The organism is Serratia sp. CMO1 (assembly GCF_015689115.1).
GTDB classification, from domain to species: Bacteria; Pseudomonadota; Gammaproteobacteria; order Enterobacterales; family Enterobacteriaceae; genus Serratia; species Serratia marcescens.
This window is the reverse complement of sequence record NZ_CP065032.1, coordinates 1,533,205-1,546,107: the sequence shown is the minus strand read 5'-3', so window position 1 is coordinate 1,546,107 and position 12,903 is coordinate 1,533,205. Positions and strand designations below refer to the sequence as shown.

Annotated in this window: 11 protein-coding genes; 2 read left to right on the top strand and 9 right to left on the bottom strand. The window is 56.0% G+C overall.

Annotation, left to right across the window (positions count from 1 at the left end; genetic code table 11):
- Nucleotides 1–2: 2 nt before the first annotated feature.
- The 4 genes from IT763_RS07340 to galU (IT763_RS07325) form a co-directional block, all read right to left on the bottom strand.
- Complete coding sequence (locus tag IT763_RS07340; protein ID WP_016928433.1) at nucleotides 3–437, bottom strand: protein-tyrosine-phosphatase; 435 nt, start codon at nucleotides 435–437, stop codon at nucleotides 3–5.
- Between the two features lie 14 nt (nucleotides 438–451).
- The gene (locus tag IT763_RS07335) at nucleotides 452–1,588 is read right to left on the bottom strand and encodes a polysaccharide export protein (protein ID WP_016928434.1); all 1,137 of its coding nucleotides are present in this window, start codon (nucleotides 1,586–1,588) and stop codon (nucleotides 452–454) included.
- Between the two features lie 448 nt (nucleotides 1,589–2,036).
- Nucleotides 2,037–2,930, bottom strand: coding sequence for a UTP--glucose-1-phosphate uridylyltransferase GalU (gene galU / locus IT763_RS07330; RefSeq protein ID WP_016928435.1), 894 nt, complete (start codon nucleotides 2,928–2,930; stop codon nucleotides 2,037–2,039).
- A gap of 53 nt (nucleotides 2,931–2,983) precedes the next feature.
- A complete protein-coding gene (galU, locus tag IT763_RS07325; protein ID WP_028127951.1) occupies nucleotides 2,984–3,880 on the bottom strand; it encodes a UTP--glucose-1-phosphate uridylyltransferase GalU in 897 nt (298 codons plus the stop codon).
- A 611-nt stretch (nucleotides 3,881–4,491) separates the two neighbouring features.
- Between galU (IT763_RS07325) and IT763_RS07320 the strand changes: the two genes are divergently transcribed.
- Nucleotides 4,492–6,075 (top strand): TerC family protein, encoded by a 1,584-nt coding sequence (locus tag IT763_RS07320; RefSeq protein ID WP_016928437.1) that lies wholly within the window; start codon nucleotides 4,492–4,494, stop codon nucleotides 6,073–6,075.
- A gap of 31 nt (nucleotides 6,076–6,106) precedes the next feature.
- On the opposite strand, the gene dcuC is transcribed toward IT763_RS07320, so the two are convergent.
- From dcuC to udk, 4 genes are all read right to left on the bottom strand, one after another.
- Nucleotides 6,107–7,459, bottom strand: a complete 1,353-nt coding sequence (gene dcuC, locus IT763_RS07315) for an anaerobic C4-dicarboxylate transporter DcuC (protein WP_015377222.1) — start codon at nucleotides 7,457–7,459, stop codon at nucleotides 6,107–6,109.
- A 175-nt stretch (nucleotides 7,460–7,634) separates the two neighbouring features.
- Nucleotides 7,635–9,467: an outer membrane assembly protein AsmA gene (gene asmA / locus IT763_RS07310; RefSeq protein ID WP_079449473.1), complete on the bottom strand. Its 1,833-nt coding sequence runs from the start codon at nucleotides 9,465–9,467 to the stop codon at nucleotides 7,635–7,637.
- A 44-nt stretch (nucleotides 9,468–9,511) separates the two neighbouring features.
- A complete protein-coding gene (gene dcd / locus IT763_RS07305) occupies nucleotides 9,512–10,093 on the bottom strand; it encodes a dCTP deaminase (RefSeq protein WP_004938917.1) in 582 nt (193 codons plus the stop codon).
- Between the two features lie 125 nt (nucleotides 10,094–10,218).
- Complete coding sequence (udk, locus tag IT763_RS07300; RefSeq protein ID WP_004938922.1) at nucleotides 10,219–10,860, bottom strand: uridine kinase; 642 nt, start codon at nucleotides 10,858–10,860, stop codon at nucleotides 10,219–10,221.
- Nucleotides 10,861–11,088: 228 nt separating this feature from the next.
- Between udk and IT763_RS07295 the strand changes: the two genes are divergently transcribed.
- Entirely contained in the window at nucleotides 11,089–11,718 is a 630-nt protein-coding gene (locus tag IT763_RS07295; protein WP_016928440.1) for a phosphatase PAP2 family protein, read from the top strand.
- Nucleotides 11,719–11,762: 44 nt separating this feature from the next.
- On the opposite strand, the gene apbC is transcribed toward IT763_RS07295, so the two are convergent.
- A complete protein-coding gene (apbC, locus tag IT763_RS07290) occupies nucleotides 11,763–12,875 on the bottom strand; it encodes an iron-sulfur cluster carrier protein ApbC (protein ID WP_016928441.1) in 1,113 nt (370 codons plus the stop codon).
- Nucleotides 12,876–12,903: the final 28 nt, after the last annotated feature.

The window sequence follows — 12,903 nt, the reverse complement described above, 5'->3', positions numbered from 1 at the left end:
GGTTAACGATTTAATGCCTGGGCCCATTTTTGGGCTGCATCATCAAGAAGGCGGTAAACAAACTCAAACGCTTCAGCGCTCTTTCTGTAGGGATCGGGAATTTCTTTCTGTCCCAACCAATGGGCGAAAAGCATGGTTTTGCCTCTGACCTCCGGAGCCAAACGGCAAACGGCATCGATATGCCCTTTCTCCATAACCAGAATCAATGAATATTCCCGGCACATTTCTTTCGTCAACTGTCTGGCCTCATGGCCCTCTAACGACAGCTGATGTTTTTCCGCAATGGAAATAGCGCTCTTGTCCGCAGTTTTGCCAACCAAGGCGCCGATGCCTGCGGAAGCGATCTCTTTTTCCGGCAGATGCCGCTTCAAGAGACGCTCCCCCGTGGGGGAGCGGCAAATATTACCTACACAGACAACCAAGATAGAATCAAACATGGCTAACCCCCCTACTACGGCCAGTTGCGGATACGCAGTGAGCCTTCCGTGAGATTGTTGAAGCTATCGATGGTTGGTGCCAACTGAACGATCAGACGGTTCCAACGCGCGATTGGCGCTGCCGTCACGTAAACAATGTCATACGGTTGCAGATGGAATTCAGCCCCCATTACCAATGCTGTCGCATCGGACATATTGAGCTGATAAATATTAGCCAGCTTGTCGCCCTGCGTTCCGTGCAATGGCCGGATAACGAACACGCCGGTCGCATCGGCCGCAGCTTGGCTTATCCCTTGAGAATTCCCCAACGCTTCCGTCAACGTCATGCCGCTGCGATCCATTTTAAGCGTCGCAGGGGTCTTAACTTCACCCATAACAAACACTTTAAGATCGTCGTTGCGCGGAATATACAGAATATCCCCAGGATAAAGCAGGCGGTTTTGGGTCAGATCGCCATTCTGCATCAGCTTTTGCAGCGACAGACTCTGCTCTTTTCCATTGTGCGTGAGAACGATGTTGCGCCAGTCGGCATTTTCAGTCAGACCGCCTGCAGCGTTAATCGCATCCATCACAGTTAGAGGTACGTTGGTGATCGGCTGCTGTCCGGATTTGGTAACTTCGCCCGTCACGTAAGCTTTTTGCGAGCGGAAAGCGGCAATATTGACGTCAACCTGCGGGCTTTCGATGTACTGAGCCAAACGGGAGGCGATTTGATCGCGGATTTGGGTAACGGTTTTACCCACCACGTTTACCTTACCGATATAAGGATAGAAGATCGTGCCGTCGGAGTGTACCCAGTTGCCTGTGTCGCTGGCGCTGCGGTATTGCCCCGCAGGCGTGGTCAGCTCAGGGTGATCCCAGACGGTAACGTTAAGGACGTCGCCGATCCCGATCCGGTACTCATACGTACGCAACGATGCATCCAGCTGCGCATTCGACTGAGCAACCACCTGTGTCGGACGCATTGAGTCCAACAGCTTCGGTGTCATAGGGTAAATGTTGACCAGTTTATCGATATCGAAGTCAGCATCTTCTTGTTTTACGACGTCTTTTCCGCTGGTCGATAAATGGGTTCCAGGAAAAACAGTGCATCCACTGATTACGCTAATCGATATCAATAGTGATATCGCTTTCAATTGTCGTTTTGCCATCAAATTATCATCACTTTCAAGTAAATGTATCTGCAAAGCTACTATGCGCGCCAACCGTGGCAGCGTCTCTGTAACCTTATCAAACTGTCTGTCGCTTGCTGCGCCGTCTCAAAACATGGGCTCTGTTTGCAATTATCGAGAACGTTTATCTGCCGTTGATAAGAGCAAAGCTATTATGAGCAGGATAAATAAACTGTGATGCCCAGCACCGGTAAAAATCAGTGCGGAGGCGAGTTTAAACTTTAATTTTTTATTAATAACAGCGACTTGTCATAAGCACATGGCCATACCGCATAAAACTCTCTCGCCATAGCAACTCGGATAATCGCAGTAAAATGTATACTAATATAAAAAATGGGACAGTGAAATTCCCCAAAATTCAACAACTATTCTAGCTTCTCCCGCCATGATGGCAACGGCCCTCATCGAGAGAAGCGAGAAGTTTTACTCAAAGCGACAGCTGTTCAGCCCATTCACGGAAAGCTTTGCCTTGGGTTGGGTGACGCAACCCATAAGTGACAAAAGCGCGAAGGTAACCCAGTTTTTCACCGCAGTTGAACGATTCCCCCACCAGCTCCGTCGCCTCTACCGGTTTGTGTTTCAACAATTCTGCAATCGCATCGGTCAGTTGAATACGCCCCCAGGCTCCCGGTTCCGTGGTCTCCAGCAGCGGCCAAATATCGGCGGACAAGACATAGCGCCCTACCGCAGAGTAGTTGGATTCCAACTTGGTTTCCGGCGCCGGTTTTTCAATAATCGATGTGATACGAGCACTTTCACCCGGTTTCAGGTTGCTGGCCTCACACTCAACCACGGAATAATCATGCAGTACGTGTTCGTCTGCCTTTTGCACCAAAACCTGGCTCAGGCCGCTCTGCTCAAAGCGCGCAATCATGTGTGACAGGTTGTCTTTCTTCAAATCGGCTTTTGCGTCATCCAGCAAGATGTCCGGCAACAGAACGACAAATGGAGAATCACCGACCAACGGTTTAGCGCAGAGAACGGCATGTCCCAGTCCTTTTGGCTGCCCCTGGCGAATGTGCATCAGCGTCACGCCTTTTGGCGTTATCGACTGCACCTCATCCAGCAATTGCCGTTTCACGCGTGCCTCCAGCATCGCCTCCAGCTCGAATGAGGTATCGAAATGGTTTTCAATGGCGTTCTTGGAAGAATGCGTCACCAGGATGATCTCTTTAATCCCCGCCGCGACGCATTCGTTGACAATGTATTGAATCAACGGTTTATCAACGATTGGCAACATCTCTTTCGGAATCGCTTTGGTCGCCGGCAGCATACGCATGCCCAATCCGGCAACGGGAATAACCGCTTTCAACTTCGTCATGGTAGACCTCATTCAATCTCGTGATCGCTTTCAGCCGCAGTGGCGACAGCCTGTTACTTTCCCAACGTCTGCTTCAGCCAGCGGCTGAAATTTTCACCTTCCGAACCGTGACGCAGACCGTACTGCACAAACGCCTTCATATAGCCAAACTTGTCGCCACAATCATGGGACTTACCGCTCATATGGAATGCTTCAACCGTTTGTTCATCCATCAGCATCGCAATCGCATCGGTCAGTTGAATCTCATCACCCGCGCCGGGAGGGGTTTTCTCAAGTAGCGGCCAAATATCGGCGGCAAGCACATACCGGCCGACGACGGCCAGATTGGAAGGGGCATCCTCGCGGGCCGGCTTCTCAACCACCGCCGTCATCGGTGCGCTTTCTCCCGCGGCGATCGTCGCGCCTGCGCAATCTACCACACCGTATTTGGACACATCTTGTTCCGGCACAGGTTCAACCATGATTTGGCTGTAACCCGTATCACCAAAACGTTGGATCATTTTAGCCAGATTTTCTTTGCGCAAATCCGCCGTAGAATCATCCAATAAAACATCGGGCAACAGCACAACGAAAGGAGCATCACCCACCATTGGTTTGGCGCACAGCACCGCATGCCCCAACCCTTTCGCCTGTCCTTGACGCACCTGCATCACGGTCACATCCGGGGGACAAATGCTTTGCACTTCACTCAGGAGTTGGCGCTTCACGCGTGCTTCGAGCATGGCCTCCAGCTCAAACGAAGTGTCAAAATGGTTTTCAATCGCGTTTTTCGATGAATGCGTGACCAATACGATATCTTTAATCCCCGCCGCCACACATTCAGCAACAATGTACTGAATTAAGGGCTTATCGACCACGGGCAACATTTCTTTAGGGATAGCCTTGGTCGCCGGCAACATACGGGTTCCCAAGCCCGCAACGGGGATCACTGCCTTAAGTCTTGTTTGCATTTTCATTCCAATTCATCGTAGCGCTGCATTCATCTGTGCAGCGTGAACAAGGGGATCCAATCGGGCACGCTACCGCCCTTGGCTTGCAGCTACCAAAGTACTGTTAATGACGCATCCCCCCACGTCATTGCATGAGCCAGGCAATTTTTATGCAAAGCGGCACTCATTCTTCGTTTGAACTGTCATGCTGTTCACAAAAAAATAAAAAAACCGGTGCCTTTATAACCAAACAATGTTAGTTACTGCCGTTATATGACTAAGATTCTTATACTAATGTCTAAGTGATACAAGCCTTAGATCCCCCCAGTCAGCCGTTTTCAGAATAAGACTACTCGTGCCGCATACCGATAAGAATCATAGCCAAAGAAAATTGTTTTAATGTTTTGATTTAAATAAATTTAATAAGGCGTTTCTTTTCTGAGCGCATGGCATCCCGGTAGATATTTGCTCCCCAGGCCATTGATTCCTTTGGCCGCTCGGCGCCGATCGATGTTTACGGCAATCCTCCTGTTCTGAACCACATCCTCCCGATTAAAGTTGAATTTTGCCGCCTCAACGCCCATCATTCCCGTGCGGCATAAGCCGTAGAACTTACAGGTGAAATTGGGCGTATGGAATGGATCGCTGATCCAACAATTTGGGCCGGCCTGGCCACTTTGGTCGTGCTGGAAATCGTGCTGGGTATAGACAACCTTGTCTTCATCGCCATTCTGGCGGACAAATTACCAAAACAACAAAGAGATAAGGCCCGTGTCGTCGGTTTGTTGCTGGCGCTGGTCATGCGTCTGGCGCTGCTCGCCTCCATCTCGTGGCTGGCGACGCTGACCAAACCGATGTTCATCGTCGCGGAGCACCCCTTCAGCGGCCGCGATCTGATCATGCTGGTCGGCGGGATATTCCTGCTGTTCAAAGCCACCATGGAGCTCAATGAGCGGCTGGAAGGCAAGGACGAAGAGCAGCACGGTGCGCGCAAAGGCGCACGTTTCTGGCCGGTAGTGGCGCAGATCGTGGTGCTGGACGCCGTTTTCTCGCTCGACTCGGTGATCACCGCGGTGGGGATGGTCGATCACCTGGCGGTGATGATGATCGCGGTCTGTATCGCCATCGGCCTGATGCTGCTGGCCAGCAAACCGCTGACGCGCTTCGTCAACGCTCACCCGACTATCGTCATTCTGTGCCTTAGCTTCCTGCTGATGATCGGTTTCAGCCTGGTGGCGGAGGGCTTTGGCTATCACATTCCTAAAGGCTACCTCTACGCGGCGATCGGCTTCTCGGTCATGATCGAGGCGCTGAACCAGCTGGCGCAGTTCAACCGCCGTCGCTTCCTGTCGAAGGTGCGGCCGCTGCGTGAACGCACCGCCGAAGCGGTGCTGCGCATGCTGAGCGGCAAACATGAAGAAGCGGAAGTCGACAGCCATTCCGCCAACCTGCTGGCGGACAGCGACAGCGAAAACGGCGAGATCTTCAATCAGCAAGAGCGGCGCATGATCGAACGCGTACTCGGCATGGCGCAGCGCACGGTCAGTAGCATCATGACCTCGCGTCACGACGTCGAATACCTTGAGCTGAACGATCCGCAGGAAAAGCTGACGCAGTTGCTGGAACGTAATCAGCACACGCGCATCGTGGTGGTGGAAAGCAGCGCCAGCGACGAACCGCTGGGCGTGATCCACACCATCGACGTCCTCAAACAGCAACTGGCGCAGGCGCCGCTGGATCTGCGAGCGCTGATACGCCAACCGTTAATCTTCCCGGAGCAGCTCACGCTGTTAAGCGCCCTGGAGCAATTCCGCCAGGCGCAGACGCATTTTGCCTTTGTGGTCGATGAGTTCGGCTCCGTCGAAGGCGTCGTCACCCTGACGGACGTGATGGAAACCATCGCCGGCAACCTGCCGGAGGCCGGCGAAGAGGTGGACGCACGCCACGACATTCAGCAAAACGAGGACGGCAGCTGGACCGCCAACGGCTATATGCCGCTGGAAGATCTGGTGTTGTATCTGCCGATGCCGCTGGAAGAAAAGCGCGAATACCACACGCTGGCGGGGCTGTTGATGGAACACAGCCAGCGCGTGCCGCAAGAAGGAGAACAAATCAAGATCGGTGACTACCTGTTCGAACCATTGGAGGTCAACAGCCACCGCATCCTGAAAGTGAAGATCACCCCGCCGCCTCCACCGGAGGAGTACGAGGTTTAACATCGAGGCCGGGCATCGCCCGGCCTTCCTTTTACTGGGGAACCAGCAGCTCCGTCGCCACGATCACCACCACCAACCCGACAATTACCGGCACTGAAGTACGCTTCACCACATCAAACGGCGAGATTTTCGCCATGCCGGAGACCGCCACCACCACGCCGGAAACCGGCGACAGCGTACGGCCGAGATTAGAGGCCTGCAGCATCGGGATCACCAGATAGGCAGGATTCACGCCCATCTGTGCCGCCAGTTTCGGGATCAGTTCGACAAACGCATAGAACGGCGCATTGCCGGAGCCGGTGGTCATAGCCGCCAGCATGGTGATCACCACCAACACCAGCATCATGATCAAACCGCCGGTACCGAACGACTGCGCCAACCCGATCAACCCGCTGATAAAACCGACGGTGCTCAACCCTTGCGCGAAGACACCCGCGGCCACCAACAGCATCACCACGCTGGCGAATGCATCCGCCATACCGCGATACGCCACTTCCAGGCCGCTGAATACCTGTTTGGCGCTGAAACTGCGCACGAACTCGATCGCAGCCGCCAACAGTATGCACCCTACCAACACGGTAATAATGTGCAGCTCCGGTCCCCATTTGCCGTCGAAGATCAGCACGCCGAGGATCGGCGTAAACGGCAATATCGCGTAGAACCCCGGCGCATGCGTTTTTATTTCACTGACGTCCATGATGTGGTGCTGTTCATCACTCTTCTTATCGAGATAACGCTGCCAGAAAAAGTGCGCCACGGCCATGCAGACGATGGCCGCAATCGAGATAGGCAGCGTGGTTTTGAACGCGAAGTCCACCAGCGGCATTTCCGCCGCCTTGGCTGCCAGCACCACGTCGCCGGAAGTCGGCGCCAGGATAATCGCCGCCGGCGAAGCGCAAATGGCCGCCGCGGCGCCGCGGCTAATGCCAACGTTCACCATCAATGGGAACAGCGTCGCCATCAGCAATACGCCGAGTCCAGTCGCGGAAGAAACCGCCAATGACATCAGGCAAGCGACAAAATAGGCCGCCACCATCAGCAGATAAGGCGAATTGATCATCTGCAATGGGCGCGAGGCCAGCTTGACGACCACGTCGTTGGCGCCGATATGCGTCATATAGGCGGCGAAACCGCACAGCATCATGATCATCATGCCCAGATCGCCGCCGCGGCTCATCAGCAAGATCTTGACGTACTCGATCATATCGGTCGCGCGCCAGCCGGTAGATGCGGCGCCGGACGGCAACAGCGTTTTCCCCATCAGGGCGCTGATGCCAAGCAGCAGCAGCCCTCCCACCATCAAGACGCCCGTGGCGGAATACCCTTTGATGATATAACGGCCCACGCCCGCCGCCACCGCCGCGCCAATAAGAAGCTCTATCATGTTTCCTCAACTCGTCATTTTTTCGCGCTCAGGCGCATAGTCATAGCAGAATGCGCCCTTACTCTGCACAAATTGATCGCGGGTCTTCATGACCTTCATCAAGGTAACGGAGGGAAATTATCGCGGGAAACGTCGATACTGACGCGGGCCGCAAAACGGCCCGCGTCAGGAGGGATTACAGCTTGTCGAGCAGCTTTTTCAAATCCTGACCCTCGCGCGAACCCTTGTTCTTTTCAGCCCACTTGTTCAGCGCATCCTTGGCCCGATCCTGCAGCGTTTTACGCAGCACCTGATCGACCTGCAGTTGATAATTCAGCTGTTGCCACGGCCCGTAGACCCGCAGCGGGATCGGCGTTTTTTGCAGCTGTTCGATCAGCTCGCCGCGCCCTTGCCAACCGCCGGTGACGCGCACGTTAAGCGCCATATCACACTGTTTGCCCGGCATATCGATGCTGCCGGCGCCGGTCAGCGCCAGCAAAGGCGAATCCGCCGTCAGGCCGCTGAGTTTGACCGTGCCCTGGTTCAGGGTAGCTTGCGCCGAAACATTTTTGACTTCGGTATAGCGCTGATAGCTGTCTTGACCGCGCACGCTGTTGTCATTGCGCGCCACGGCCTGTTGGATCAGTTGCTGGATGTTCAAACCGTGCAGTTGCGCATCCTGCATCGCCAGCTGCGCCGTACCGCGCCAGCGGTGCTCAAATGACTGTGAAGAGAGGCGATCGCCGGTCAGATCCCCTTTCATGCTGAACTTGCCGGTCAGCATCTGCGGCATGTCGAAAGCTTTGAGCACCGTGCCCAGCTCAATTTGGTTCAGCGTCGGTTGCACGCTGATGACCGGTTTATTGCCGCGTGCGTCGAGCGATCCCGGCAAGGAGAAATCACCGCCGGCCAAGTGCCCGGCAAGCTTATGCAGCGTCAGCAGGCCGCGTTGATTGTCCGCGGCAACGGCCAATTGGGTGACGTTCATACCGCGATAGGTCAACTGCGCCGCTTGCAGGTTCAACTGCGCATTGAAATCGCGCAGCGCTTCCAGGTTCTGCTGCCGATCGTCGACCTGGCTGGCGATCACCGGCGCGGCGGTCACGGCGGGCTGTTCGGCGGTATTGGTGCTGGATTGCCAGCCGGAAAGCGCGTCGAGATCGAGGTTAGCCGAATTGAGATTCACCACATAGCCCGGCACCGCCCCCAACGTGGCGCTGATATCGCCGGCCAACTGGCTGTTGTTGGCGCTGACGTTCAGTTGGCTGACGGCAATCTGCGCCGGCGTCTGTTGATAGACTACCTGGGCATTGCCCTCGCCCTGAATGCCGCCGTTAAGAATGTCCGCCCCGGCCAGTTGATAATTGAACTGGGTCACTTTGGCGCCGATCTGGTGCGGGAACTGCTGCAAATCGATATCGGCCGTCATGCTGAAGGCCAGGTCGCGCTGATCGCGGTTGACCCGGCTGGACAGTTCAAGCTGCGCCTGCCGTTTCTCCGTTTGCTGCAGGGTAAGATTGATGTCCCGAACATTGATTTGCGCGTTGTCGGCACGCTGCCAAATCAGCAGGCTGTCCACGACGCGCAAGTTATCGATGTCGAACTTCCAGGCCGTGTCTGCCGCATCAGCGCCGCTGCCGGCCGGCGCAATCGGGGCGTCCACTTGTGAGTGCTCTTCACTGTCGGGCGTGAGACGAATGACGGCATTTTTCAACATCACCTGTTTCACAAACAGCTGATGTGACAGCAGCGGCAACAGTTTGACGTCAAGGCGCATGTTTTCCGCGCTCACCACCGGCGCCTTGGCGCCCGGCGCGGTCAGCGTCATGCGCCCGGCCAAAATACTGAGCTGCGGCCAGATATGCCAACGCAGGTCGCCTTCAAGCGTTAGCTGGTAGCCGCTCTTCTGCTCGACCTTTTTGACCATGTAACCGCGAAAATCATTCGGATTGACCAGCAGTACCAGCGCGGACATTCCCGCCACCACGACCACCAGTAAAATCGCCAATGTCGTCAGTAATCTTCTCATGCCACCCTCTTGTCAGCGCCACACCGACGGCGCATCCCGCGCCGTTAGTCCTTGTCGATTCGACTGGCTACTGCGCCCTGCTGATCGCGATATTTTGCGTCCTGCCGGCTGTTATATGGCCGGGCCGCCGGGCCGGACAACGGCTCAAAGCTCAAGGCGCCAATCAGCATCCCCGGCCGCAGCGCCAGCGGCAGCTTGCCGGAGTTGTAAAACTCCAGCACGATGCGCCCGTGCCAGCCCGGATCGATACGGTGCGCGGTCACGTGCACCATCAGCCCCAGACGCGCCAGAGAAGAACGGCCGTCGAGCCAACCCACGAGATCGTTCGGCAGCGTCACGGATTCGAACGTCACCGCCAGAGCCAGTTCGCCGGGATGAAGGAAGAACGCCTCGCCTTCCGGCAGGACAATCTCGTCGCTCATCACGCGATCCAGCGCGGCGCTGACTTCATCTTTCGGCCCGCTGAGATCGATAAACGGCGCGGTATGGCCGCGGAACACGCGGAACTGATTGCCCAAACGGACATCTACTGTGGCCCCGTTGATGCGTTCGAGCGGCGGGCGCGGCGAAATCACCAGTTTCTCGCTATCCAGCCAGGCTTCTATATCGCGGTCGCACAGTCTCATGTCTTTCTTCTCCATCAAAACGCGTAACTAAACAAAAATTGCCACACAACGGGCGAAAGGTCTACGCCGGGGTGCAAATAGTTGGCCGTCGGCCGGAAATGCGCATTTCCGGCCATTAAGCGGCATTATTCAAAGAATTGGCTGATTTTGGCTTTCAGAATATCGATCGCGATGCGGTTTTTGCCGCCGCGCGGAACGATGATATCGGCGTATTGTTTGGAAGGTTCGATAAACTGCAGGAACATCGGGCGCACGGTCTTCTGGTATTGCGCCATCACCGAATCCATCGAGCGACCGCGCTCGTTGACGTCGCGCTTCATACGGCGCATCAGGCAGATATCCAGCGGCGTGTCGACGAAGATCGAGAAGTTCATCTCCTGGCGCAAACGGATATCCGTCAGCAGCAAGATCCCTTCCAGAATGATCACTTTTTTAGGTTCCAGGTGGACGGTTTCTTTCTTGCGCGTGTGTTCGGTGTAGCTATACAGCGGCAGCTCGATCGCCTTACCGGCCTTCAGCATCTGCAGATGCTGGAACAGCAGGTTATGATCCATGGCGCTCGGGTGGTCATAGTTGGTTTTGACCCGTTCTTCCATGGTCAGGTGAGTCTGGTCTTTATAGTAACTGTCTTCTGGAATAACGCCGATGTGCTCATCACCGACTTGCTCGCGGAGTTCGCGGTACAACGTGCTGGCGATAAGGCTTTTTCCGGAGGCAGATGCGCCAGCTATACCAATAATGACGCACTGATGCGGATTGTCAGTCATAAAATTAAAGACCTGATTTCATAGTGTGAAGGGGGGAACTAAAACGCGACAATTATAGGGAGTCGCCGGGGATTGCGCCACTGTATATTGCGCGGCGGCGGGTGAATTCGGGCTGCCACGCCACGGGCACGCGGCATTTTAAGAATCTCACGGCTAGGGCAATGCCCCGCAACAGGTTACACTCCTGCGCTGACTTAGGGACCCCGTAGTCTTTCATCGGAGAATGATGTGCTGGATTGGTATTTTTTGACTTTTTTCGGCGACAGCATGCTGCTGCTGCCCTGCGCGCTGATTCTGTTTTTATTGCTGCTCGCATCGCCCGCCACCCGCGTTGCAGGTTGGCAATGGGCGCTGATTTTCGGTTTCACCGGCGGACTGGTCTGCCTGTCCAAGTTGGCCTTTATGGGCTGGGGCATTGGTAGCGCAAGTTATGATTTCACCGGATTCAGCGGCCATTCGGCCCTCGCGGCCAGCATCTGGCCGCCGCTGCTTTGGGCTTTAACCGGTCGATTTTCCCACCCGGTGCGCAGCATCGCGCTGGTGACCGGATGGATATTGCCTTTCACCATCGGCGTGTCGCGCCTGGAAATCCGCGTGCATTCGGTATCCGAGGTCATCAGCGGGCTGATGTTAGGCTACCTGGCCAGCGCGCTGTTTCTATGGCTGCAGCGAGGGAAAGCGCGACCACAGCTTGCCTGGTCGCATTTGGCCATCGCGCTGGCCTTGCCGTTGGCGCTGATGGGACAGCGGCAGCCGGCCCCCACCCAGGGATTGCTGGAACATATCGCCAAAACGCTGGCGCAGATCGAACGCCCTTATACCCGGGCAGATTTGCACAACCCTACCCGCATCCCATAAAAAAACCCGGCGCTTAAGCCGGGTTTTTCATCGCCATAGGCAGATTACAGCGCGCGGAAGGCAATCTCCGTCGGGATCGCTTCACCCTGCCAATACATCTGCGCGGCCACGCGGCCGGCCAGTTGACGATACATGTCGGCGAATTCGCTCTCCGGGCGGCTGATCACCGTCGGCGTACCGCGATCCAGATCTTCGCGCAGCGAGATGTGCAGCGGCATCTGCCCCAGCAGACGGCTGTTATATTTCTGCACCAGCTTCTCGGCGCCGCCGGTGCCAAAGATCGGCTCATGGTGGCCGCAGTGGCTGCAGATGTGCACGCTCATGTTTTCGACAATGCCCAGCACCGGCACATGCACTTTCTCGAACATCACGATGCCCTTGGCGGCATCCAGCAGGGCGATATCCTGCGGCGTGGTGACCACCAGCGCGCCGGTCACCGGAATGTTCTGCGACAGCGTCAGCTGAATGTCGCCGGTGCCCGGCGGCATGTCCAGCACCAGATAATCCAGATCCGGCCATAGCGTATCCTGCAGCAGCTGCATCAGCGCCTTGCTGGCCATCGGGCCGCGCCACACCATGGCGTTGTCGTCGGTCACCAGATAACCGATGGAGTTGGTCGCCAGGCCGTGCGCCATGATCGGCGCCATGTGCTGCCCGTCCGGCGAAGTCGGCCGCTCATGTTCGGTGCCCAGCATATTGGGGATCGACGGGCCGTAAATGTCGGCGTCCAGAATGCCGACCTTGGCGCCTTCGGCGGCCAGCGCCAGCGCCAGGTTGACGGCGGTGCTGGATTTCCCCACCCCGCCTTTGCCGGAGCTGACGGCGATGATGTTGCGCACGCCTTTGATCCCGGCTTGGCCGTTGGCGCGTTTCAGCGTCGTGATATCGTGTTTCAGCTTCCAGTCGATGGCGGCGGCGCCGGTCACGCGCAACAGCTCAGGGCCGACGCTCGCCTGCAGCGCTTCAAAACCGCTCTGCCAGGCAAACGGCATCGTCAGTTCGATATGCAGTACGTCGTCCAATAATGCGCAGTGATGAATAGCCTTCAGCGCGGTCAGGTTGTTTTTCAACGTCGGGTGTTCAAAGGCGGCCAGTACACCGGTCACCAGGGCGCGCAGAACTTCGGGGTTGGTCTGCTCAGGGGATTTTGCGTTCATCCCGGCTCCTTGATTTTGAATGAGTCGC